Raw genomic sequence first — 24338 nt, 5'->3', positions numbered from 1 at the left:
CATCAGGTCACCAGACGAAGGATGTCGTTGTAGAACGCCAGGCCCATCAGTCCGGCCAACAGAGCCAGACCCACATATTGCCCGGTGGCCATGGTGCGTTCGCTCAACGGACTGCCTTTGACCAACTCTATAAGGTAATACAGCAGGTGCCCGCCGTCCAAGACAGGGATCGGCAGCAGGTTGATGATGGCCAGGCTGAGTGACAGCAGGGCCAGGAAAAACAGGAACCACGCCACGCCGCGCTTGGCGGTCGCGTTGGCGACCTGAGCGATGGTGAGCGGGCCGGAAACGTTCTTGACGGACGCATGCCCGGTCAGCATCCGCCGGATCATGCCCAGTGAATCCGAAGCCATCTTGCCGGTTTCGCGGAAGGCGACGGGGATGGCGGCCACCGGTCCAAAGCGTTGCACGGCGTCGTATGGAGCCGGCTCAAGCTTGGAAGGAGGGGCGATGCCCAACGCCCAGTATTCGGTGCCTGATCGCGGATCGCGTGTTCGCGCCGGCCGGATTTCGAAAGCATGCCGTACGCCTGCGCGATCGACCTCCACCATCGAGGCGGACCCATTCTTGGCAGATTGAGTCCCACCGAGTTTCTGCACCAATGGGGATATGTCGCTGAAGCTGTAGACGGGCGTGCCGTCGATCGCGGTGATCTGGTCTCCGGGCAGCAGCAGACCGTCGGCGGGGCTGCCGGGTTCGGTGCGCTCGATAACGGCAGGCACCCGGCGGTGCTGCCAATCCAGCCCGGCAATGGCAGCCACATTGGTTTCATCGAATGACGGAGGCAGGTCCGACAGCGGGAGTTGACGCGTATGCGTCGCACCATCGGTGTCCTGGACCTCGACTTCGACATCCTGGCGATCCAGTGCGTAGCGGGTCAGCACCGTCAGCGCATCGGACCAGGTGGCGATGCGATCATCCTCGATCCGCAGCAGGCGGTCGCCAGGCTGAAAACCGGCTTCCGCGGCGATGCCGTTAACGCTGCCCAGCGTGGCCGAGTAATCTTCCTTCCCCACCACGAACATCGCCCACAGCAGTGCGACGCACAGCACCAGATTGGCGATGGGGCCGGCAGCAACAATCGCGATGCGCTGCCATACCGGTTTGCGATTGAAAGCGTGCGGCAACTGATCCGCCGGCACATTGCCCTCGGCCTCGTCCAGCATCTTCACGTATCCGCCCAGCGGCAGTGCGGCGATGACGAATTCGGTGCCATGACGGTCGCGGCGCGACCACAGCGCCTTGCCGAATCCCACCGAAAAACGCAGCACTTTTACGCCACAGCGGCGAGCGACCCAGTAGTGTCCGAATTCGTGGAATGTGACCAGCACCCCGAGGGCGACGATCATCCACCAGATTGAGCCCACCAGATCACTCATCGATTATCGACACTCATGCACGTGGAGCGTGGGCTGCGATGGCCCGTTCCGTCAGTCGGCGGGCCTGCGCATCGGCTGCCAGCAGCGCCTCCAACGAATCGGCGGGAGCGGCGGGCAGCGCGGCGAGGGCCTCTTCGACCAGCGCGGGAATGGATAGGAAACCGATTTGGCCCTGAAGAAAGGCTGAAACGGCCACTTCGTTGGCGGCATTCAGCACAGCCGGCGAGGTGCCGCCGGCTTCCAATGCGTGCCAAGCCAACTTCAGACAGGGGAATGCGTCGGTATCCGGAGCCTCGAAGTCCAGTCTTCCCTGGGTCAGCAGGTCCAAACCGCCGACCCCGGACTCAATGCGTTCCGGCCAACCGAGACCTACCGCCAACGATGTGCGCATATCGGGCAGTCCCAGTTGCGCCAGCGTGGAGCCATCGACGAACTCCACCAGCGAGTGCACCAGACTTTGCGGATGCACCAGTACCGCAAGGCGATCGCCTGCCACACCGAACAAATGGTGAGCCTCGATCACTTCCAGTCCCTTGTTCATCAGCGTGGCGGAGTCGACCGAGATCTTCGGCCCCATCGACCATTTCGGGTGTGCGATGGCCTGCTGGGGCGTTACTTGCGCCAGAGCTTCCCGGGTGCGGCCGCGGAACGGACCGCCGGAAGCGGTGAGCACGATACGCCTGACGTCGTCCTGAGCCCGGCGTGAACGCAGGCATTGGAAGATCGCATTGTGCTCGCTGTCGATCGGCACGATTTCGGCGCCCGCCTTGTCGACGGCGGAAGTCAGCAGCTCGCCCGCCAGAACCAGCGATTCCTTGTTGGCCAGCAAAAGGCGTTTGCCAGCGCGAGCGGCGGCCAGTGTGGATGACAGCCCCGCGGCTCCAACAATAGCGGCCACCACGGTGTCGCAGATGTCGCTAGCCACCAGTTCGTCCAGCGCCTCGGTGCCGGCATGCGCCTGGGTGGGCAGCCCCGCGTCGCGAAGGCCGTCTTGAAGTCGCTGGTATAAGCGCTGCTCAGCGATGACCGCATGCGCAGGGCGATAGGCGATACACAGCGCCAGCAGGGTGTCGACATTGCTGCCTGCGGCCAGCAGCGTGGCTTCGAATCGTTCTGGATGACGCGCGATCACATCCAGCGCCGAGGCGCCGATGGAGCCCGTGGCGCCAAGCACCGCGACCTTGCGTTTCTGTGGGGCGGGCATATTCAGAATCCGAACAGTTCCTTGCCCAGCGCGAACACCGGCAAGGCGGCCAAAACGCCGTCGATGCGGTCCAGCACGCCGCCATGGCCGGGAATGAGATCGCCGGAATCCTTGGCGCCGACATGGCGCTTGAGCAGGCTCTCGAACAGATCGCCGACGATGGAGAACAGCACCGTCGCCGCCGCTACCACCAGCACCGCGGGCAACTGCGGGAAACCGCCGCCAGCCAGGAATGTGCCCGCAGCAGCGACCGCCATACCCGCCACCAAACCGCCGATGGCGCCCTCGAAGGTCTTGTTAGGGCTGATACGCGGAGCCAGCTTGCGGCTTCCGAACAGCCTGCCGCCAAAGTGACGGCCAACGAAGTACGCGCCGCTATCCGCCGCCCAGACAATGATCAACGCCACGAACAGCCAGCGGTTTCCGTTGGGTTGGCTGGCATGGATCAGCCCCAAAGCGCACCACGCAGGTACCACCGCCAGCGTCCCGGCAGCCAGCTTGAACGCGCGTGCGTAAGTCCGGTGATCGGACGCGAAACTGTAGAAACGCAGCCATAGCAGAGCAAAGAACCACCAGATCACGCCCAGCAGTGCCACGAGCCGCAACGGCACCAGGTCCGGCGAGCCCGCGGACGCCCATACCAGCAACACCATCAACAACAGATTGGCAGTCAGCAATACCGTCCGCGGCAGCGTGTCGTCGATTTCCGCCAGCTTGAACCATTCCCACAAGCCGATCAGGAACACCAAGGCGGCCAGAGCAGCCAGCCACGACGTGGGCAGCATCAGGATGGCAGCGATGGCGACAGGAGCCATGGCCAACGCGGCGATGACGCGCACTCTTGTGGCGCTGGGATTGCTCATGCGGATGTCTTCTCCGTCGCGCTATCGGCGATCTGGGCGCTGGTCAGGCCGAAGCGGCGCTCGCGCCGCGCGTAATCGTCCAAGGCGCGTTGCAGATGGACCGCGTCCAATTCCGGCCAGAGTATCTCGGTGAACCAGAGTTCGGTATACGCCAGCTGCCACAGCAGGAAATTGCTGATGCGGTGATCGCCACCGGTGCGGATGAACAGATCGGGCGGAGGGAGATCGGCCAACGAAATGTGCGCACCCACCGTGGCTTCGTCGATGTCTTCCAGCCGTAGCCGGCCGGCTGCCACGTCGGCGGCGACCGCACGCGTCGCCTGCACGATGTCCTGGCGTCCGCCATAGCTGGCCGCAATGGTCAGGTGCAGGCGTGTGTTGCCCGCCGTCAGCGTCTCGGCGGCCGTCATGCGTTGGACGATATCGGCGGGAAAGCGCTCGCGCTCACCGATGAAGCGCACGCGCACGCCACGGCGGTCCAGTTCGGCGACTTCGCGGTCCAATGCATTGAGAAAGAGCTTCATCAGCGCCCCGACCTCGTCCTCCGGGCGTCCCCAGTTTTCGCTGGAGAACGCGAACAGAGTCAGCGCGCCAATCCCGCGCTCCAGACAGAAATCGATGCAGACATTGACCGCCCGCGCCCCGGCACGATGGCCAATGACACGCGGGCGCTTGCGGCGCTCGGCCCAGCGTCCGTTGCCATCCATGATGATGGCAATGTGGTGCGGGACGGCTTTTTGTGCGGTCGGCGACATGGCAGTCCTCAGACCGCCATCAATTCCTGTTCCTTGGCTTTAACCACGTCATCCACGTCCTTGATGGATTTGTCGGTCAGCTTCTGGATTTCGTCTTCGGTGCGCTTCTCTTCGTCTTCGGTGATCTGTTTGTCCTTCAGCAGCTGTTTGACCTGCTGATTGGCATCGCGGCGGATATTGCGGATGGCGACCTTGGCTTCTTCGCCCTCGCCGTGCACGTGCTTGGACAATTCTTTGCGGCGTTCTTCAGTCAGCGCGGGAATATTGATGCGGATCGTGGTGCCGGCGGTATTGGGAGTCAGCCCTAGGTCCGAGGCCAGGATCGCTTTTTCGACGGCCGAGACCATCTGCTTTTCCCACGGTGTGATGGTCAGTGAGCGGGCGTCGCTGACGACGACGCTGGCGACCTGAGTTAGCGGCATGTCCGAACCGTAGTAATTGACTTTCAGGTGGTCCACCAGAGCCGTGGAAGCGCGACCGGTACGGAGCTTGGTCAGATTGTGGCGCAGCGTCTCAATGCTCTTGATCATGCGCGTCTGCGCGTCTTTCTTGATTTCGTTGAGCATCGCTAGTTCCGTTGCATGGCGTTAAACGCCCGATTATAGGGCGTTTCACTCATGGGCGGGCCTTTTCAGGTCCCTTTTCCGGCCCTGGCACCGCCTGCGGCGGATCAATGCGAATGATGCGGCGCGGCATCGTGCAGATCGTGCTCGCATCGCGCCCCGCGCTCGATCTGCAGGGTCGCGTGATTGATCCCGAAGCGCTGGTCCAGTTCGCGGACGGTGGCATCGATGAAGGCGTCGTGATCGTCCGGCTGGCGGCGCACCAGATGGGCGGTCAAGGCGACCTCACCGGCCCCCAGCGGCCAGATATGCAGGTGGTGCACCGCATCCACGCCCGGTTGCGCCACCAGGAACGCGGTGACCTCCGAATGGTCGATGTTGCTTGGCACCGCATCCATGGCGGCATTGAAACTGTCGCGCAACAGGCCGAAGGTGCCCACGGCGATCACCACCCCGATCAGCAGTGCTGTCGCCGGATCCAGCCAGGACCAACCGAACATCCACATCCCGAAACCGGCGATGACGGCTGCCAGCGAGACTGCCGCGTCGGCGATCAAGTGGAGAAAAGCACCGCGCTTGTTCATATCCCGGGCATGGCCTTCGCGCATCAGCCAGGCGGCGCCCAGATTGACGAAGATGCCGATAGCGGCCACCACAATCACAGGCACAGCCGGTATCGCCGGCGGGGCGTTGAAGCGTTGCATCGCTTCCCAGCCCAATGCGCCGGAGAACACCATCAGCAAAATGGCGTTGGCCAACGGCGAAAGCAGTGTCGCGCGGCGCCAGCCGTAGGTGTGGTTTCCGGTGGGTCGCCGCCGGGCCAATGCCGCGGCAGCCCAGGCCAAGCCCAACCCCAGTACATCGCCCAGGTTATGCAGGGCGTCGGACAGCAGCGCCAGCGAGTTGATGTAGAAGCCGTAGCCTGCTTCCAGGACCGTGTAAGCCAGGTTGATCAGCGTGACCAGCGCAAAGGCGCGAGTCGCCGAGCCGTGGCCGTGATGGTGAGCGCCGTGAGCATGTCCCATGACGGCTAGGGTGCCGTGAGGGAAGGGCGGACACAATTACAGGGGAAAGTCGCGCGCGGCGCTGGAAGATCGGTGTCTGCGCCACCTGCGAAGGGTGAAGAGAAGTAGCCGCGCCTGCCTCTCCTCCAGGCGATATGAGGGTGGGAATTTCCGAAAGCTGGCGGCATTGGGTACATAAAGCGGAGTAGGGCAGAGCCATTTCCTCGCTAGCCGCTTAGCGACCGATTTTCCTCTTCACTCTTTGCAGGCCGCGAAGCGGCCGACTTCACCCTTCGCCAAACCCTCAGTCGCGCCCCTTCACCAGCGTGCCGACGTTTTCGCCGCGCAGGATGCGCATCAGATTGCCCGGTACGGTCAGGTCGTAGATGCGCAGCGGCAGGTCGCTGTCGCGGCACAACGCGAAAGCGGCGGTGTCCATGACTTCGAGATTGCGGTTGAGTACTTCGTCGTATGTCAGTTGGTCGAAACGCTTGGCGTCGGCGTTCTTGCGTGGGTCGCAATCGTAGACGCCGTCGACCTTGGTCGCTTTCAGCAGCAAATCGGCGTTGATCTCGATCGCGCGTAGCGCGGCGCCGGAATCCGTGGTGAAGAACGGCTGGCCAACGCCCGCAGCGAAGATCGCGATGCGGCCTTTTTCCAAGTGGCGCACGGCGCGGCGACGGATGTAGTCCTCGCAGACGTCGTTGATCTTGATGGCACTCATTACGCGGACTTTGGCGCCGAGTTTTTCCAGTGCATCCTGCATGGCCAAGGCATTGATGACGGTAGCCAGCATGCCCATCTGGTCGCCGGTGACCCGGTCCATGCCGCCAGCGGCCAGGCCCGCGCCGCGGAAGATATTGCCGCCGCCGATCACCAGCGCGATCTCGGCCCCGGCTTCATGTGCCTCGATGATCTCTCGGGCAATGCGCCCGATTACCGCCGGGTCGATGCCGTAATCTTCGGATCCCATCAGCGCCTCGCCGGAAAGTTTTAGCAGGATGCGGCGAAAGACTAGGGGCGCTGTCATGGGCGATCTCGGCAGGGGATAAACAGCGCAATTCTATCCGAGCCCGGGCATCAGGTGTTCACGATATCCGCTTGCCTGCGTGGAATGCCTCTTTCATGGCGTTTTCCAGTGACTCCCAGCGGCATGCGCATCGGAGGATTCGTCCCTGGGAGTACGACGACCGCCATCATGCAGTGATCGAAATCCGTTACATTCGCCGCCGTCGCGAACGGCGCGGCTCGACCATCGGAAAGCGGATATGGCCATACGTACACTGCAGGAATTCCTCGCTTCATCGAAAGAAAAGGATGTCGGCGGCGATGCCTTCGAGCTGGAAAGCCCCCATATGCTGGAGGTGCGCCTCAATGGCTTGGTATGGGCCAAGGCTGGCGCCATGGTGGCGCGCGTCGGCAACGTCAAGTTCACCCGTCAGGGTGTGCTGGAACAAGGTCTGGGCAATTTGCTGAAAAAGGCGATCAGCGGCGAAGGCATGCAGCTGATGAAGATGGAAGGAAACGGCCGCGTATACCTGGCCGATGCAGGCAAGAAGGTCACGCTGTTGCGTTTGGCTGGCGAAGCGATCTTCGTCAATGGCAACGACGTGCTGGCGATCGAATCGGGCATAGAAAGCAAGATCACCATGATGCGCAAAGCCGCAGGCATGATGTCAGGCGGCCTTTTCAACGTCCGTTTGAGCGGACACGGCATCGTTGCCATCAGTTCGCACTACGAGCCATTGACGTTGCCGGTTTCGGCGGCAACCGGCCCAATATTCACCGATCCCAACGCCACCGTGGCCTGGTCCGGCGGACTGACGCCGGAAATCGTCACCGATATTTCGTTCGGCACATTGCTGGGGCGCGGCTCGGGCGAGAGCATTCAACTGCGATTCGCCGGTGAAGGCTGGGTGGTGGTCCAGCCATATGAGGAAGTGGTGTTTCAGGCCAAGGAATAACCGCATCGAAACTGCATGAATAAAAAAAGCCGCGGAATTCCGCGGCTTTTTTTCGACGCGAGGCGGTCGGCGGTTATGCCAGGCCGGCCTGCTTCATCACTTCGGCAGCGTAGTCTTCCACCACCTTCTCGATGCCTTCGCCCACAGCCAGGCGCTGGCTGCTGACCACTTCGGCACCGGCGGCCTTCAGCACGGCTTCCACCGACTGATTGGTGTCCAGCACGTACGGCTGGCCGTACAGGGTGACTTCGTTGACGATCTTGGCGATCTTGCCGCTGATGATCTTTTCCAGAATGTCGGCCGGCTTGTTCTTGTCCTTGTCGGACATCTTGGCCAGTTCGATTTCCTTTTCCTTGGCCACGAACTCTGCCGGAACGTCGGAAGCCTTGATGTGCGGGGGATTCATGGCGGCCACGTGCATCGCCAGGCCGCGAGCCAGTTCGGCATCCCCGCCCTTGACCTCGATCAGCACGCCGATCTTGCCGCCGTGCACGTAGGCAGCGACGTTGTTGGCGCTATTGACGGTGGCCATGCGACGGATCTGGATGTTCTCGCCGAGCTTGGCGATGGCGGCGGCGCGGGTTTCCTCGACGGTTTCGCCGGAAGGCAGCTTGGCGGTCTTGAGTGCTTCGACATCGGTCGCGCCCGATGCCAGGGTGGCCTGGGCAACGGCTTCCGTGAAAGCCAGGAAGTTTTCGTCCTTGGCCACGAAGTCGGTTTCGGAATTGATTTCCACCAGCACGGCCTTGCTGCCGTTCTGGGCAACCGCGATGCGGCCTTCGGCGGCCACACGGCCGGCCTTCTTGTCGGCCTTGGCCAAGCCGGACTTGCGCAGCCACTCGGCCGCGACGTCGATGTCGCCGTTGTTCTCGGTGAGCGCCTTCTTGCACTCCATCATGCCGGCGCCGGTGCGCTCGCGCAGTTCCTTGACCAGGGAAGCAGTGATTTCCACGGGAATTACCTCAGTTGTGCGGTGTCGTAGGGCGGGCCCAGGCCCGCCGACTTGTAGATGACGGCGGGTCAACACCCGCCTTATCGGAACAGCCGCCGCGCAGCATGGCGCGGCGGCATTGCAAGCCGATTACTCGGCAGCCGGTGCGGCTTCGTCAGCCTTCTTGGCAGGAGCCTTCTTGGCAGGTGCGCGGCGCGCGCCCTTGCCGTCTTCGCCAGCTTCGGTGAACTCTTCTTCGCGGACCACGGCGGCGTTCGGTGAGGCGGCCTTGCCTTCCAGCACGGCGTCGGCGGCGGCGCGGGCGTACAGCTGCACCGCACGGATGGCGTCGTCGTTGCCCGGAATCGGGTAGTCCACCAGGGCCGGATCGTAGTTGGAGTCGACCACCGCGATCACCGGGATGCCGAGCTTCTTGGCTTCCTTGATGGCGATGTCTTCATGGCCGATGTCGATGACGAACAGCGCGTCCGGCAGGCGGTTCATTTCCTTGATGCCGCCCAGCGAGGCTTCCAGCTTGTCGCGCTCACGGCGCAGGCTCAGCACTTCGTGCTTGACCAGCTTCTCGAAGGTGCCGTCGGTTTCGGCGGCTTCCAGTTCCTTCAGGCGGGCGACCGACTTCTTCACGGTAGCGAAGTTGGTCAGCGTGCCGCCCAGCCAGCGCTGGGTCATGTACGGCTGGCCGCAGCGGATCGCTTCTTCCTTGATCGGATCGCGCGCGCTGCGCTTGGTGCCGATGAACAGCATGGTGCCGCGCTTCTGGGCCACGCCCGAGATGAAGTTCATCGCGTCGTTGAACAGCGGAACGGTCTTCTCGAGGTTGATGATGTGAATCTTGCCGCGCGCGCCGAAAATGTACGGGGCCATCTTCGGGTTCCAGTAGCGGGTCTGGTGGCCGAAGTGGACGCCGGCTTCCAGCATCTGGCGCATGGTGACTTGGGGCATTGCTTGAACTCCTGAAAAGGAACCGACCGCCGATCATTGAGTAAGGCGGTTTGCCGGTGAGGGCATGGTTCCGGGGTTGGGCCTCCCTGCGGCTTCCGTGACCGAACCCCTGATTCTCAGAGGCACCCCGGCACGGGCTGTGGCTGCAGGTGTGGATTCGTCGGTGTCGTCCGACGTGGACGACTGGCAGGGCGGACCCGGCCAATCCGCGGAATTATAGCCTCGCCGTGACGGCTGCCGCAAATTTCCATGGAGCGGGTCTGGTGTGTGGACACGTCGCTGGCGTGCATCTTGGCGCCAGAACCCCACGTAGCGGGCCCTGGAGAAGTGAAATAGGCGATAATCCGCCCATGGCAATTACCCTTAAAACCCCCGAAGACCTCGAAAAGATGCGCGTCGCCGGCCGCCTGGCCGCCGAGGTGCTGCAAGTCGTGGCGCCCCATGTGAAGCCGGGCGTTACCACCGCCGAACTGGACCGCATCTGCCACGATCACATCGTCAACGTGCAGCAGGCGATTCCCGCCAACGTCGGTTATCGCGGCTTTCCGGCCACGGTCTGCACCTCGGTCAACAACGTCATCTGCCACGGCATCCCCAGCGAGGCCAAGGTGTTGAAGGACGGCGACATCGTCAACATCGACGTCACCGTGATCAAAGACGGCTGGCACGGCGATACCAGCCGCATGTATTACGTTGGTACTCCGTCCGTCATGGCCAAGCGGTTGGTGGAAACCACCCGCGAGGCGATGTTTCGCGGTATCCGGGCGGTCAAGCCGGGCGCGACCCTGGGCGATGTGGGCCACGCCATTCAGCAATTCGCCGAATCCCAGCGCTTCACCGTGGTGCGTGAGTATTGCGGCCACGGCATCGGCCAGGTCTACCACGACGAGCCGCAGGTGCTGCACTACGGCCGGCCGGGCGAAGGCATGCTGCTGAAGCCGGGCATGACCTTCACCATCGAGCCGATGATCAACGAGGGCGCCCGCCATTCCAAGGTGCTGCCGGACGGTTGGACGGTGGTTACCAAGGACCGCAAGCTGTCGGCTCAGTGGGAGCACACTGTCGCGGTGACCCAGGACGGCGTCGAGATCCTGACCCGCGTGCCCGGCGACGACAACGACCTGTGAACACCTCCGTAGCCGCGAACGGTTCCGCACCGCGGCTGCCCGACATCGGCCCGTCGCCCGCTGATGATTCAACATGGTCGGCTGCGGCGCGTGTTTCGCTGGCGCATACGGACGCGCGCCTGGAAAAACGATTCGACCAGAACGACAGCATGGACCGGCTGTTGGCATTGCGCGCGCGCGCCGTCGACCATCTTTTGAAGGACGCCTGGGCGCGCTGCGTCCCGGATGACGCGCCGATGGCGTTGTTCGCAGTAGGCGGTTACGGACGCGGTGAACTGTTTCCGCAGTCGGATGTCGATCTATTGGTACTCGCGGAAGCCGACGCGCAGCAAACCCACCATGATTCACTGGCGCGCTTCTTCGCCGTGCTCTGGGATGCAGGACTGCCGATCAGCCACGCGGTGCGATCCGCCGATGAATGCACCGCCGCTACCGCGGGCGAACAAACCGTCTTGACCGCACTGATCGAAGCACGTCCGCTGGTCGCCGACGAACATGATGAAGCTGCCCTGATTGATGCCATCGCCGCGGCACGGGTTTGGCCGCCGCGTGATTTCTTTGTTGCCAAGCGCGAAGAGTTGCGCGTCCGGCACGCGCGCTTCGGCGACACCTCCGACAATCTGGAACCCAACATCAAGGATGGTCCCGGCGGTTTGCGCGATCTGCATACGCTGGGTTGGATGGCTTTGCGCGCCTTTGGCGTGCGCGATCTTGAACCGCTGGTGGGTATGGGCCATCTGGGCCCTGACGAAGCTGCCGCGTTGTCGCGCGAACGCCGCGCATTGGGCCGCTTGCGTTACGGGCTACACCTGGTAGCCGCCCGGCCGGAAGAACGTCTGCGATTCGATTACCAGAAGACCCTGGCCGAACGCCTGGGCTTCGCCGATGACGCGGAGAACCTTGGCGTCGAGAAAATGATGCAGGGCTTCTATCGCAGCGCCGCCATCGTGCGCCGGATCAGCGATCGTCTGCTGCAGCGTTTCGAGGAACAGTTCGATGGCGAAGCTCTGCCCGAACCCTTGGACGAAGCGTTCGCACTCCGCCGCGGCTATCTGGCGGCGCGCGATCCGCATTGGCCGACTGCCGACATCTCGCAAGTCTTCGCTCTGTTCGCCATGTGGGCGGCGCAGCCTCAGGTACGCGGATTGCATTCGCGCACTGCGCGCGCATTGGCCGAGTCGCTGCTGAAGCTGCCTTCGTTCGAAGCGGCCACCGCAGCCCAGCGCGAGGCGTTCATGGCTCTGCTGCGCGGCCCGCGTGCGGTGGAGACGCTGACGCGCATGGCACGCTTGGGTGTGCTGGGGCAGTGGGTACCGGCCTTCGCGCGCGTATCCGGACGCATGCAGTTCGATCTGTTTCATGTGTACACCGTCGACCAGCACACGCTGATGGTGTTGCGCAACATCGCGGCCTTCGCATCCGGACGAGCCGACGAACGCTTCTCCATCGCCCATGAAGTCTGGCCACGTCTGCGCAAACCGGAGTTGCTGTTGCTGGCCGGCCTGTTCCACGACATCGCCAAGGGCCGTGGCGGCGATCATTCGGAGCTCGGGGCGGTTGATGCACGCGAGTTCTGCACGGCGCATGGTTTGAGCGAGTCGGACAACGAGCTGGTGGCGTGGCTGGTCGAACAGCATTTGCGCATGTCGGTCACCGCGCAAAAGCAGGACATTTCCGACCCGGAGGTCATCCGTGCTTTCGCCGCATTGGTGAAGGACCGCGAACGTCTCGATTACCTTTACCTGCTGACCTGCGCCGACATCGCCGGCACCAGCCCGAAACTCTGGAACGCCTGGAAAGACCGGCTGCTGGCCGATCTCTACTTCGCCGCACGTCGCGTGCTGCGCGAAGGCCTGGAGCATCCGGTGGCGGTGAGCGAACGCCTGATCGAAGCACGCGATGCGGTGAAAGCACTACTGAAGATTCAAGGTGTGGATGCCGCCAAAGCCGACACTTTGTTCGCCGCCATGCCGGACGAAAGCTTCCTGCGCTTCCGCCCGGAGCAACTTGCCTGGCAGGCCACCGCCATTCGCGGTGCCGAGGCTGGAGAAACGCGTGTCCGTGCGCGGCATATCGGTGACGACGCGAATGCGATGGAAGTGTTCGTGTATTCGCCGGACCGCGACGGCTTGTTCGCGGCTATTCTGGCCACCCTGGACAGGAAAGGGTTCGCGATCCATCAGGCGCGCGTGCTGGTAGGCCCCAACGGGACCATTTTCGATACCTTCGAGGTTTTACCCACCGACAGCTACGCGCCGCGTGTTCCGGCGGAGATCGAGCAGGCGTTGAGCGACGCTCTGGATGGCCCGCTGGATCGCGTCCGTACTTCGCGCCGTGCCATGCCCCGTCAGCTCAAGCATTTTCGCTTCGCTCCGCGCATCGAATTCGGCGTTACGCCGGATGGGCGCCGCACCGTGCTCAGCCTGGTGGCGCCCGATCGGCCGGGTCTGTTGTCGGATGTGGCGCAAGTGCTGCGCCGCATGCGCTTGCGCGTGCACGATGCGCGTATCGCCACCTTCGGCGAACGCGCCGAAGACATTTTTCAGATTACCGATGAGCGCGATCTCCCGATCACCGATGAAGCCCAGCAGCAGGCTTTGCAGGTCGCATTGCGCGCCAGCCTAGATAACCCCACCTGATCAGGAATAAGGATTGATGACCGAGCAAACCGCGCCCACCGGGCCGTTGAAGTCCGAGCTGTTGAAGTCAGCTATCGAAAGCGCTTTCGAGCGCCGCGCAGAGCTGACGCCGGATGAAACCGAAACCACTGTCCGCCCGGCGGTGGAGCAAGTGATCGGAGGCCTGGAGACCGGCGCATTCCGCGTCGCCGAAGCAGACGGGCAAGGTGGCTGGAAGGTCAACGAATGGTTGAAGAAAGCGGTGCTGCTGTATTTCCGCGTCAATGACATGGCGGTGATCGACGCCCAGCCGGCGCCGTTCTGGGACAAGATTCCGGCCCGTTTTGAAGGTTATGGCGAGGCCGAGTTCCGCAAGGCTGGCGTCCGTGTCGTGCCCGGCGCTGTCGCGCGGCGCGGCACCTATTTCGGCAAGGACGTCGTGCTGATGCCCAGCTTCGTCAACATCGGTGCGTATGTGGGCGAGGGCACCATGGTGGACACCTGGGCTACCGTGGGTTCCTGCGCGCAAATCGGCAAGCACTGTCATCTATCTGGCGGCGCGGGCATCGGCGGTGTACTGGAGCCGTTGCAGGCGTCGCCGACGATCATCGAGGACCATTGCTTCATCGGCGCGCGCTCGGAAGTGGTGGAAGGCGTGGTGGTCGGTCATCACAGTGTGATCGGGATGGGCGTGTTCCTTGGCCAGTCCACCCGCATCTACGACCGCGCCACCGGTGAAATCAGCTATGGCTACGTACCGCCCGGCAGCGTGGTCGTGTCCGGGTCTCTGCCATCGGCCGACGGCAAGTATTCGCTGTACTGCGCTGTGATCGTGAAGCAGGTGGATGAGAAGACGCGCAGCAAGACCAGCGTCAATGAACTGCTGCGCGGATTGGCGGACTAGGTTCTTTCTCGTCATCCCCGCGGCTCTTAACAGCCGCGGGAATGACGGCGATAGGGATAAGAAAAGCAGATATGACCACCCTCTACGGCCTGAAGAACTGCGACACCTGCAAGAAAGCCACCAAGTGGCTGGAGCGCTTCGGTGTAGAACATGATTTCATTGATTACCGCGACAACCGGCAGCCACCTGAGTCGCTGGCGGCCTGGGCGCAGCATGCTGGCGGTTGGGATGCGTTGATCAACAAATCCTCCACCACGTGGCGCCAGTTGCCCGAGAACCGCAAGACGCCGGGTTCGGACGCGGAATGGAAGTTGTTGTTGAAGGAATACCCTCAATTGATCCGGCGACCCGTGGTGATCACCGACGACGGCCGGTTTTCACAAGGCTTCAGCGACAATGGCTTCAAGAAGCTGTTTGGAGTGGGCACATGAGCGATGTCGTTGAACTATCCAGCGAGCTGATACGCCGCCACTCCATCACGCCGGACGATGCGGGCTGCCAGCAAGTGATCGCCAAGCGCCTGCAGCAGGCGGGATTCCAATGCGAGCACCTGCGTTTCGGCGATGTCGACAATCTTTGGGCCACGCACGGTAGCGGTGCGCCGGTGCTGGTGTTGCTGGGTCATACCGACGTAGTGCCGCCGGGACCATTACATGCGTGGACCAGCGATCCATTCGTGCCTACGGTGCGCGACGGTGTGTTGTACGGACGGGGCACCGCCGATATGAAATGCAGCGTGGCCGCCTGCACGATTGCGCTGGAGCGATTCGTCGATGCGCACCCGGATCATCCGGGCACGGTGGCATTGCTGGTCACCTCGGACGAAGAAGGCGACGCGCTCGATGGTGTCAAGCTGGTTGCCGAGGCATTCCGTGAGCGAGGCCAACGCATCGACTGGTGCATCACCGGTGAGCCTTCATCGAAGGAAAAACTCGGCGATCTGCTGCGTGTCGGCCGCCGCGGCACGCTGACCGGCACGCTGCATGTCCGTGGCGTGCAAGGCCACGTGGCCTATCCGCACAAAGCGCTCAATCCCATTCACAAGGCGGTGCCTGCGCTGGGCGAACTGGTTGCTCGCCAATGGGATGAGGGCTACGAAACATTTCCGCCCACCAGCATGCAGATTTCAAACATTCATTCCGGCACCGGCGCCAGCAATGTCATCCCGGGCGAGCTGCACGTGGTATTCAACCTGCGCTTCAATCCCAGCTGGCAGGCCGAGCAACTGGAAAAGGAAATCGAAGCAATTTTCGACAAGCATGGCCTCGACTACACCATGGCTTGGCATCGTGGCGGCGAGCCCTTCTATACGCCGGAAGGTCATCTGCGTGCGACCGCGCGGCAGGTGCTGGCCGAGTTCTCTGGAGCGCCTCCCGAGGAGAGCACGGCGGGCGGCACGTCCGACGCGCGCTTCATCGCGCCGCTGGGCGCCGAGTGCATTGAGATAGGTCCGGTCAACGCAAGCATCCACAAGGTGGATGAGAACATCGCCATCGCCGACCTGGAAGCGCTGCCGGGGCTGTACCAGGCGTTGGTGCAGCGCTTGCTGATCGTTTCCTGAGGGGCGCTCGCCAATCGGAATCCGCGCGCCGGTTCGTTGCATAAGAAACTAAGGGGCCGGCTTTCGTCTGCTGGTCGCATATACAAAGAAAGTACTTGCCAGCTGCCCAGGAAACCGGTTAGGTTCACCCCCATGCTCCGCTCTCCCGCCAACGCCCTGGTTAATTCGAACCGCCGCAATAATGCGCGCGCGAATAATCGTGCGCGGCCGATGCGGGTCTGCGACTAGGCGAAAAGTAACCAGCCGAGCGATCAGAAAAACCCGCATCCACGATGCGGGTTTTTTGTTTCTGGGCCGAGAAGTGCGATATCAAACCCGAACCACGACCGATCCATCTTTCTCAGGAGCTACCCCCACATGTGTTCCATCTTTGGCATCTTCGGCCTGCAGTCCGGCGACGACCTGCGAACCCTGCGAAGACAGGCGTTGGAGCTCTCCCAGCGGCAACGCCACCGCGGTCCCGATTGGAGCGGTGTGTATATCGACGATGGCGCCATTCTGGTGCATGAGCGTCTGGCCATCGTCGATCCGGCCGGCGGCTCGCAGCCGTTGCGCTCGGCCGATGGCGAACTGGTGCTGGCCGTCAACGGCGAAATCTATAACCACCGCGAGTTGAAGAAAGAGCTGGCGCAGCCTTATGCCTTTCAGACCGGCTCGGACTGCGAAGTAATCAACGCGCTGTACCGCGAAGACACACCAGACTCCCTTCTCAACCGGCTCAACGGCATTTTTGCGTTCGCGTTGTGGGATGCAGCGAAGCAGCGCTTCCTGATCGCGCGCGATCCGATGGGTGTTTGCCCGTTGTACTGGGGGCATGACCGCGAAGGACGGCTATGCGTCGCTTCCGAAATGAAAGCCCTGGCCAATTTATGCGCCGACGTATCGCAGTTTCCACCTGGGCATTACTACGACAGTGCGACCCGTGAATTGACCCAGTACTACCAGAAGCCTTGGCGCGACTATGCAGCCGTGCAAGGCGTCGAAGTGAGCAAGCAGGAACTGCGCGAAGCATTCGAACGCGCCGTGCACCGTCAGTTGATGACCGACGTGCCCTATGGCGTGCTGTTGTCGGGCGGATTGGACTCCTCGCTGGTGGCGGCCGTTGCGGCACGCTTCGCCCGCAAGCGTGTGGAGGACGACGATACTTCCGAGGCCTGGTGGCCGCGTCTGCATTCCTTTGCCATCGGTCTGAAGGGATCGCCCGATCTGGCCGCCGCCGCCATCGCCGCCGAGTCACTGGGCACGGTGCACCACGGTTTCGAATACACCTTCGAGGAAGGCTTGGATGCTTTGCCTGAAGTGATCCGTCATATCGAAACCTACGACGTCACGACGATTCGTGCGTCCACGCCGATGTATCTGCTGGCGCGCCGCATCAAGGCGATGGGTGTGAAGATGGTGCTGTCCGGCGAAGGTTCGGACGAAATCTTCGGTGGCTATCTGTATTTCCACAAGGCACCGAACGCGCGTGAATTCCATGAGGAACTCGTACGCAAGTTGGATGCGCTTCACAACTACGATTGTCTGCGGGCCAACAAATCGATGATGGCGTGGGGCGTGGAGCCGCGGGTGCCGTTCCTGGACGTGGAGTTCCTGGATGTCGCGATGAAGATGGATGCGCAGGAAAAAATGATCGACAAGAGCCGCGGTGGAAAGCGAGCCATCGAGAAAGCCGTGCTGCGCGAAGCTTTCGAAGATTATCTGCCGGATTCCATCCTGTGGCGGCAGAAAGAGCAGTTCAGCGACGGCGTGGGTTATGGCTGGATCGATGGACTGAAAGCGCATGCCGAAGCGCACGTTAGCGATCGCGAACTGGCAGCGGCCGACAAGCGGTTTCCTATCAACCCGCCACTGACCAAGGAAGCGTATTACTACCGCAGCTTGTTCGAGCAGTTCTATCCAGGACAAGCCTGCGCGGAGACCGTGCCAGGTGGCAAGTCGATCGCATGTTCATCACCAACGGCCATCGCCTGGGACGCGAGCTTCGCCGCAGCGGCGGATCCGTCCGGGCGCGCGATAGCGGGCGTGCACAACGCAGCGTTGTAAGCGATGTATATGTAGGAGCGGCGTCTCGCCGCGAGCTCTTCCCGGCAGATCGCGATAGCAGCGAAGAGCGCGCGGCGAGACGCCGCTCCGCGCCCCGGTAGCTACTCAGCGCGCGCGATCAAGAACGCGCCGCAGCGCGTCCGGATGGTGAACAGCAGGCTTCAACCGCTCTTCGCTCTAGCGCGATCTGACGGGAAGAGCTCGCGGCGGGACGCCGCTCCTACGTACCGAAGGCCGCAATGCCAGCCTACGGTTTCAGCGTCAACACGTATTCCGTTTTCTGCGGCAGGAAAGGCGTCGGCCGGCCATGCACCCAATCGCCATGACCCGCTCCCCAGAACGGCGACAGCGGGTGACCGCTCTGGCCGCCAGGCATATGCAGGATGCCGTCGGCCTCGTGCCCGGGTGAGACCACCATCCGTTCCGACGCGCCGAATGCCGGTCCCTGCACGCGTGGCATGGCGCCATCGCCGGGCAGCGGCTCGGCAGGCATGCACAACCTGCTTTTTAGAAAACCGGGCAGAGCGTCGGTCAGTGGATGGCAGATATTCGCCGTGTTGCGTTCGCCCCAGATGCGCTGCTCCAGCGGGCCATGTTCGATCAATTCGTCGCGAACTTCCTTGGCGGCATCCTCCAGCAACGCGTCCCAGGTCGGATAGCGACGCGACAGCAAGTGTGCGGGGCGCTGTTGCAGCAATGGCCAGACGGTCCCTTCCAACTGCGGCAAATCAGGCATGACGAACTCCTCGCCAAGCGCCGCCTGCGCCGGTGCGGTCAAGCCATCGGCGATGCGTGCGTGTACCGCTAGCCGCCATGCGCGAACCAGGCGGAAACTGACCGAATCGGTGCTGGCGCGGCCTTCCCACTTACGGCCAGCGGTCGCCAGTGCGCGCACGGCGGTTCCATCGCCCTTCTTCTTGGCTTGGTCCTGCAGCAACTGCCACCACCGCTTCAGGAATACCGCGCGGTTGTCCAGTTGGATGTCGAGCAACTCTTTCTCGGAGAATTGATTTTTCGCAAAGAGTCCATCGCGGATCTGCTTCGCGCGGGCGCCCAGGGCATAGCCGCCGTCGCCGAGTGCGCTCAAGCCGGCGTCATCGACGACTCGCGCGTTGGCTGTCCACAGACGGTGTTGACTAGGTCGGCGCAATACGGGCGATAGCTCCGTTGAGATACTCCACTGATAGCAAGCCTCGCGCCGGATACTGGAAAAGGCTGCGGTGGTGTTGTCCGCTGAAGCGGAAGTAATCGCGGCCAGTGGCGGGTTTCTGGCGCAACGGCCGGAGCGCACCGGCAATGGACCAAGAATGCGCCAAGCGATTTCGCCGTTGCGATCGCCGATGACCAAGTTCTGGGCGGGTATCGCGGTGCGTTCGGCCACGGCGAGCGCGGAGCCCAGATCGCTGGCGCTCGCCAGATCCGCCAGTTCGAAGTTGAGCGCGCCGGGCAGGTGCGCCGTCCAGCGCAAGGCCAGCGCGGGTATGTCGCCCGCGCGTTCATGCAGAATCGGGCCGTAGGCGGTTTCCACCACTTCGAAAGGGACCGCGTCGGCGCCTGCGACGCCAATGGTTTCGGCGTGGCGGGTCACACGGTCGCAGGTATCCGCTGCGGTTTCTTCGTTCGCACAGGGGCGCACGGGATACCAGTCCGCCGTATCGGCATAGCTGTTGGTGAACCCCCATGCCACGTGTCCGTTGCTGCCGACGATCACCGCCGGCAAGCCGGGCAGGGTAACGCCGGAAACGTCGACCTTGCCGCCCGGCGCGCGCGCATCCGGGTAGCGCAAGCGCGCACGAAACCAGATGTTCGGTGCGCGCAATCCCAGATGCATGTCGTTGGCCAGGGTGGCGCGTCCGTCCTTGGTTAGCGGACCCGCGACCGCCCAGTTGTTGCTGCCGGGCGTGCCTTTGTCGGCCAGGCGGCGGTGCGTATCGGATTTCGGCATCGGCAGTTCGCGCAAATCTACATGTTCCAACGCAGGCAGCTTGGCATTGCCACGCGGCTGGCCAAACATCGGGGCATCCCATTCGGTGCCGTCATGCGCCAGCAGATTGGCCAGTGCGGGAGGGCCAATCTGGCGGATTTTCCACAATGCCAATTCGCGGGTGTTCTCCGAATCCTGCAGATCGAAGTACATCGCATAGCCGGTCAGCGCCGAGTCCACCACATCCCACCGGCGCGGCGATTGCTGCAGCAACAGGTAAGGCCAGGGACGCGTGCGGAGATCATCCAGGCCAGCGTTGACCCCATCGGCATAGGCCATCAGCTGCGGCATCTTTTCGCCGGCGAAATCGTTCAGGTGTTCGGTCACCCGTGCACGGATGCGGTGGACGCGGCGCTTCTTGTCCAGGTCGATCGCGACGGGACCGAACAACTCCGCCAGTTCTCCGGCCGAGGTGCGGCGCATCAGGTCCATTTCAAAATAGCGCTCCTGTGCGTGTACGTATCCCAGCGCGCGCAGGGCGTCGGCTTCGCTGCCGGCGTCGATGGTCACCACGCCATTGGCGTCGCGTTGGATCGTGACCGCTGCGGTCAAACCCGGCAGCGTCATTCCGCCGTCCAGCGAGGGTAGGCTACCGCGCAGCAACAGTGTCGCCGCCAGCACAAGGATCGCGATCAACAGCAAGAGCACCCACAGCAGGCGCTTTGTCCAAATAAGCATGCGTGTGTTCCGTAACGGCGCGCGAAAGACGCTTTCGCGGATTATTCCATGAAGTTGTGATGCTTCGAGCTGCCGATACAACTGAGATTGATTCTGATTAGGTCATTGCCGACAGGGATAGGGCACCATGCATGCCCCTTTACCGAAGTTGCCGCTATGAAAGGCCATCCCGAAGTCGTCGAATACCTGAAGCAGCTGCTGCGTGGCGAGCTGGCCGCGCGCGATCAGTACTTCATCCATTCCCGTCGGTACGACGACCTGGGGATACCGGCCTTGTACGAGCGTATCAACCACGAAATGCAGGAAGAAACCGAGCATGCCGATGCGCTGCTGCGGCGCATCCTGTTCCTGGAAGGCGACCCTGACATGAGCCCTACGTCATTCCGGGCCGGGCATACCGTCGAAGAGATGCTGCAGCGGGATCTGGAAGTGGAATACGAAGTCCGCGCGAATCTGGCCAAGGGCATTGCCCTTTGCGAACAGCATGGCGATTTCGTCAGCCGCGACATCCTGCTGACCCAGCTCAAGGATACCGAGGAAGACCACGCGCATTGGCTGGAACAGCAGCTCAGGCTGATAAAGCGCCTGGGTATGGAGAATTATCTGACGGCAAAAATCGCTAGAAAATCGGGTTCAGCGTGAAGGCGCCGCGCGCCGCGCAGCTAAAGGGAAGCCGCCGCCGCGGCAGCGCGTCCAAGTACGCTGACTACGAGATCGTCCGCACACCTGTGAAAGGTTCGTCATCCCGGCGCGAGCTTTTGATTTAACGGGACGGTATGGGGAGAGCTCGCGGCGGGACGCCGCTCCTACAACAGCAAAGTCCAAAGCAAAAAAATCGCTCATGACCGTAGGAGCGCCGTCTCGGCGCGAGCTCTCGCTTCTAAGATTGCTATAAAGCAATTCGGCATCGCCTGATACCGGACGACGGCTGAGTGGCACATCTTTCCGGCGGCGTGCGCCGGGATGACGATGGATCCAATTTTGAGTGACTATTCGATACGAACACTCTAGTGCTTCCCTATCGATTTCCCATTTCTCAATTCTCGAAATCCCGGAGGGCGGACTAGTGAAAATCCGCGCCTCCATAGCGTGTGACTGATGAGGTCGCGAACGCGCCGCAGCGCGTCCGGGTGGTGAACTACCGGATATCCAGCTACTGAATATCCAGCCCATCCGCGCCACCGTAGCGCATGGTGAAAGGGATCCCCGAACGCGCCGCAGCGCGCCCGGAAGGCGAACTACTGGATATCCAACCCATCCACTTTCTGCCAACCTCTGGGCAGCAATCCCCCACGTGACGCCCGCGCCCCCACATACGCATCCAGGTCCTTGAACGACAGTGACATGGTGCGCTGGCCGCTCTTCACCAACAGCGTATTTCCGGGCGTTACCGATGCAATGGCGACCACGTGCTCGGTGCCCAGCTTGGCCTTCGGAATCTCGATGATCTTGTTGCCTTTGCCCTTGTCGAGTTCAGGCAGTTCGCTGATGGGAAAAGCCAGCAGATGGCCGGCGCTGGTCACAGCCACAATGCGGTCGGCATCGGTACGGGTCACTTGCGCCGGCTGAAGCACCTTGGCGCCGGGCGTCAGGTTCAGCATGGTCTTGCCGGCTTTCTGGCGGCTGGTCAGGTTTTCAAAGCGGGTGACGAAACCATAGCCATGCGAGGACGCCAGCACGAAGCGCGCATCATTGTCGCCACTGACTGCGGCCTGGAACGATGCGCCGGCAGCGGGTGAGAAGCGCCCGGTCAAGGGCTCACCATTGCCGCGCGCCGATGGCAAGGTGTGCACGGCGGTGGAATAGCTGCGGCCTTCCGAATCCAGGAACGCCACTTGTTGCGTACTGCGGCTGCGTACCGCCGCCAGCAGCCCATCGCCCTCTCTATACGACAGCGTGGCGGCATCCACATCGTGGCCTTTGGCCGCACGTACCCAGCCTTTTTCAGAAACCACCACCGTCATCGGTTCGCTGGCGACCAGTTCGGTTTCGTCCAGCGCCTGCGCCGCGCCGCGCTCCACCAATGGCGAGCGGCGCGCATCGCCGAATTTCTTGGCGTCGGCAGTCAGCTCGTCCTTGATCAGCTTTTTCAGTTTGGCCTTGGAATCCAGTATGGCAATCAGCTTTTCACGTTCGACGGCCAGTTCATCCTGTTCGCCGCGGATCTTCATTTCTTCCAGGCGCGCCAGCTGCTTCAGCCTGGTGTCCAGGATGTAATCGGCCTGTTCCTCGCTCAGCTTGAAGCGGGCGATCAACGCCGGCTTGGGTTCGTCCTCGCTGCGGATGATGCGGATCACTTCATCCAGACTGAGGAACGCCACCAGCAAGCCTTCCAACAGGTGCAGGCGCCGTTCCACCTTGTCCAGGCGGTGCTTCAGGCGGCGCGTCACTGTATCGGTGCGGAAGACCAACCATTCGGCCAGTAGAGCCTTGAGGTTCTTGACCTGTGGCCGCCCGTCCAGGCCAATGATGTTCAGGTTGATGCGGTAGCTTTTTTCCAGATCGGTGGTGGCGAACAGGTGACCCATCAGCTGTTCGGCATCCACGCGGTTGGAGCGCGGAATCAGCACCACCCGCACTGGGTTGGCATGATCGGATTCGTCGCGAATGTCTTCCAGCCAAGGCAGCTTCTTCGCGCGCATCTGCATGGCGATCTGCTCGATCACCTTGGACGGCGACACCTGATAGGGCAGCGCATTGATGACGATGTTGCTGTTTTCCTTCAGGAACGTGGCGCGCGCGCGCACGCTGCCGTTGCCGGTCTGATACATGTTGAGCAGATCCGCGGCCGGCGTGATGATCTCGGCCGTGGTCGGATAGTCGGGGCCGCGCACGTGTTCGCACAGGTCGGCGACGGTGGCATTCGGGTCATCCAGCAGCCGGATGCAGGCGCTGACGATCTCATTGAGGTTATGCGGCGGTACGTCCGTCGCCATGCCCACGGCAATGCCGGTGGTGCCGTTGAGCAGCAAGTGCGGTAGCCGTGACGGGAGCCAGGTCGGCTCTTCCAGGGTGCCGTCGAAATTGGGGGTCCAATCCGCGGTGCCCTGAGCGAGTTCGCCTAGTAGAACTTCGGCAATGGGTGTCAGCTTGGATTCGGTGTAGCGCATGGCCGCGAACGACTTCGGATCGTCCGGCGAACCGAAGTTGCCCTGGCCTTCGATCAGCGGATAGCGGTACGAGAACGGCTGCGCCATCAGCACCAGCGCTTCGTAGCAGGCGCTGTCGCCGTGCGGGTGGAACTTGCCGATCACGTCGCCCACGGTGCGCGCCGACTTCTTCGGCTTGGCCCCGGCGTTGAGACCCAGCTCGCTCATCGAATAGATGATGCGGCGCTGTACCGGCTTCAGCCCATCGCCAATGAATGGCAATGCGCGGTCCAGCACCACGTACATCGAGTAGTCGAGATAAGCGCGCTCGGCGTACTCGCGCAGCGGGATCTGCTCAAAGCCGTGAAAAGTGGGGCGGATGGTTTCGGTCATCAGAAGATGTTTCGTTCGCAGTGGAATCCTGCCGGCAATTCTACCTGCCGCGTTCTCAAACACTGCGCCTGGACATCGCGCCAGAAACAAAAAACCCCGCCAAAGCGGGGTTTTTAATCATCCAGTGAATCCGTGGTGGCCTTCACGAACTATCAGATGGTGCCCAGAAGAGGACTCGAACCTCCACGAAGTTGCCCCCGCTAGCACCTGAAGCTAGTGCGTCTACCAATTCCGCCACCTGGGCAGGTGCGGGGCGCATTTTGAGAGTTGCACGGATGATTGTCAACGCTTTTGCACGTGGCGGTGTTCAGG

19 protein-coding genes and 1 tRNA gene are annotated in these 24338 nt (G+C 62.4%); 8 read left to right on the top strand and 12 right to left on the bottom strand.

All coding sequences use genetic code 11. The features are described 5' to 3' along the window. Positions 1-2: 2 nt before the first annotated feature. From rseP to pyrH, 7 genes are all read right to left on the bottom strand, one after another. A complete protein-coding gene (gene rseP / locus AB6O04_RS13465; RefSeq protein ID WP_368564528.1) occupies positions 3-1379 on the bottom strand; it encodes an RIP metalloprotease RseP in 1377 nt (458 codons plus the stop codon). A 13-nt stretch (positions 1380-1392) separates the two neighbouring features. After that, positions 1393-2583, bottom strand: a complete 1191-nt coding sequence (locus AB6O04_RS13460; protein ID WP_368564527.1) for a 1-deoxy-D-xylulose-5-phosphate reductoisomerase — start codon at positions 2581-2583, stop codon at positions 1393-1395. Positions 2584-2585: 2 nt separating this feature from the next. Beyond that, on the bottom strand, positions 2586-3446 hold the full coding sequence (locus AB6O04_RS13455) for a phosphatidate cytidylyltransferase (RefSeq protein WP_368564526.1): 861 nt from the start codon (positions 3444-3446) through the stop codon (positions 2586-2588). Further along, positions 3443-4201, bottom strand: coding sequence for a polyprenyl diphosphate synthase (gene uppS, locus AB6O04_RS13450; RefSeq protein WP_368564524.1), 759 nt, complete (start codon positions 4199-4201; stop codon positions 3443-3445). The genes AB6O04_RS13455 and uppS overlap by 4 nt, the downstream gene beginning before the upstream one ends. Before the next feature lie 8 nt (positions 4202-4209). Beyond that, on the bottom strand, positions 4210-4767 hold the full coding sequence (gene frr, locus AB6O04_RS13445; RefSeq protein ID WP_368564523.1) for a ribosome recycling factor: 558 nt from the start codon (positions 4765-4767) through the stop codon (positions 4210-4212). 104 nt (positions 4768-4871) lie between these two features. Continuing rightward, on the bottom strand, positions 4872-5789 hold the full coding sequence (locus tag AB6O04_RS13440) for a cation diffusion facilitator family transporter (protein ID WP_368564522.1): 918 nt from the start codon (positions 5787-5789) through the stop codon (positions 4872-4874). Positions 5790-6072: 283 nt separating this feature from the next. Further along, entirely contained in the window at positions 6073-6798 is a 726-nt protein-coding gene (gene pyrH, locus AB6O04_RS13435) for a UMP kinase (protein ID WP_337342238.1), read from the bottom strand. A gap of 238 nt (positions 6799-7036) precedes the next feature. On the opposite strand from pyrH, the gene AB6O04_RS13430 reads away from it, so the two are divergent. Beyond that, complete coding sequence (locus AB6O04_RS13430; RefSeq protein ID WP_368564521.1) at positions 7037-7732, top strand: AIM24 family protein; 696 nt, start codon at positions 7037-7039, stop codon at positions 7730-7732. A gap of 73 nt (positions 7733-7805) precedes the next feature. On the opposite strand, the gene tsf is transcribed toward AB6O04_RS13430, so the two are convergent. Continuing rightward, positions 7806-8684: a translation elongation factor Ts gene (gene tsf, locus AB6O04_RS13425; RefSeq protein WP_368564519.1), complete on the bottom strand. Its 879-nt coding sequence runs from the start codon at positions 8682-8684 to the stop codon at positions 7806-7808. A gap of 129 nt (positions 8685-8813) precedes the next feature. Further along, entirely contained in the window at positions 8814-9626 is an 813-nt protein-coding gene (rpsB, locus tag AB6O04_RS13420) for a 30S ribosomal protein S2 (protein WP_368564518.1), read from the bottom strand. Between the two features lie 350 nt (positions 9627-9976). Here rpsB and map point away from each other — a divergent pair, with 350 nt between their 5' ends. The 6 genes from map to asnB all read left to right on the top strand — a co-directional run bounded on the left by map (position 9977) and on the right by asnB (position 17882). Continuing rightward, positions 9977-10753, top strand: a complete 777-nt coding sequence (map, locus tag AB6O04_RS13415; RefSeq protein WP_368564516.1) for a type I methionyl aminopeptidase — start codon at positions 9977-9979, stop codon at positions 10751-10753. Between the two features lie 35 nt (positions 10754-10788). Continuing rightward, a complete protein-coding gene (gene glnD / locus AB6O04_RS13410; protein WP_368564611.1) occupies positions 10789-13392 on the top strand; it encodes a [protein-PII] uridylyltransferase in 2604 nt (867 codons plus the stop codon). 16 nt (positions 13393-13408) lie between these two features. Beyond that, entirely contained in the window at positions 13409-14275 is an 867-nt protein-coding gene (gene dapD, locus AB6O04_RS13405) for a 2,3,4,5-tetrahydropyridine-2,6-dicarboxylate N-succinyltransferase (RefSeq protein WP_368564515.1), read from the top strand. A gap of 71 nt (positions 14276-14346) precedes the next feature. Then, on the top strand, positions 14347-14706 hold the full coding sequence (locus tag AB6O04_RS13400; protein WP_368564514.1) for a Spx/MgsR family RNA polymerase-binding regulatory protein: 360 nt from the start codon (positions 14347-14349) through the stop codon (positions 14704-14706). Then, entirely contained in the window at positions 14703-15836 is a 1134-nt protein-coding gene (dapE, locus tag AB6O04_RS13395; protein WP_368564513.1) for a succinyl-diaminopimelate desuccinylase, read from the top strand. The genes AB6O04_RS13400 and dapE overlap by 4 nt, the downstream gene beginning before the upstream one ends. 357 nt (positions 15837-16193) lie before the next feature. Beyond that, positions 16194-17882, top strand: coding sequence for an asparagine synthase B (gene asnB, locus AB6O04_RS13390; protein WP_368564512.1), 1689 nt, complete (start codon positions 16194-16196; stop codon positions 17880-17882). A gap of 247 nt (positions 17883-18129) precedes the next feature. Here the strand turns inward: asnB and AB6O04_RS13385 are convergent, their stop codons facing one another. Further along, the gene (locus AB6O04_RS13385; protein WP_368564511.1) at positions 18130-20544 is read right to left on the bottom strand and encodes a penicillin acylase family protein; all 2415 of its coding nucleotides are present in this window, start codon (positions 20542-20544) and stop codon (positions 18130-18132) included. Positions 20545-20700: 156 nt separating this feature from the next. On the opposite strand from AB6O04_RS13385, the gene bfr reads away from it, so the two are divergent. Next, positions 20701-21186, top strand: coding sequence for a bacterioferritin (gene bfr / locus AB6O04_RS13380; protein WP_368564509.1), 486 nt, complete (start codon positions 20701-20703; stop codon positions 21184-21186). Positions 21187-21782: 596 nt separating this feature from the next. Here the strand turns inward: bfr and parC are convergent. Further along, entirely contained in the window at positions 21783-24026 is a 2244-nt protein-coding gene (gene parC / locus AB6O04_RS13375) for a DNA topoisomerase IV subunit A (protein WP_368564508.1), read from the bottom strand. 157 nt (positions 24027-24183) lie between these two features. Further along, a tRNA-Leu gene (locus AB6O04_RS13370) sits at positions 24184-24270 on the bottom strand. Positions 24271-24338 lie beyond the last annotated feature (68 nt).

The sequence above is a fragment of the Pseudoxanthomonas sp. UTMC 1351 genome (assembly GCF_040948865.1).
Classification (GTDB): Bacteria; Pseudomonadota; Gammaproteobacteria; order Xanthomonadales; family Xanthomonadaceae; genus Pseudoxanthomonas_A.
Note: the sequence above shows the minus strand (reverse complement) of the source record. Positions and strands in the feature narration are given on the sequence as shown.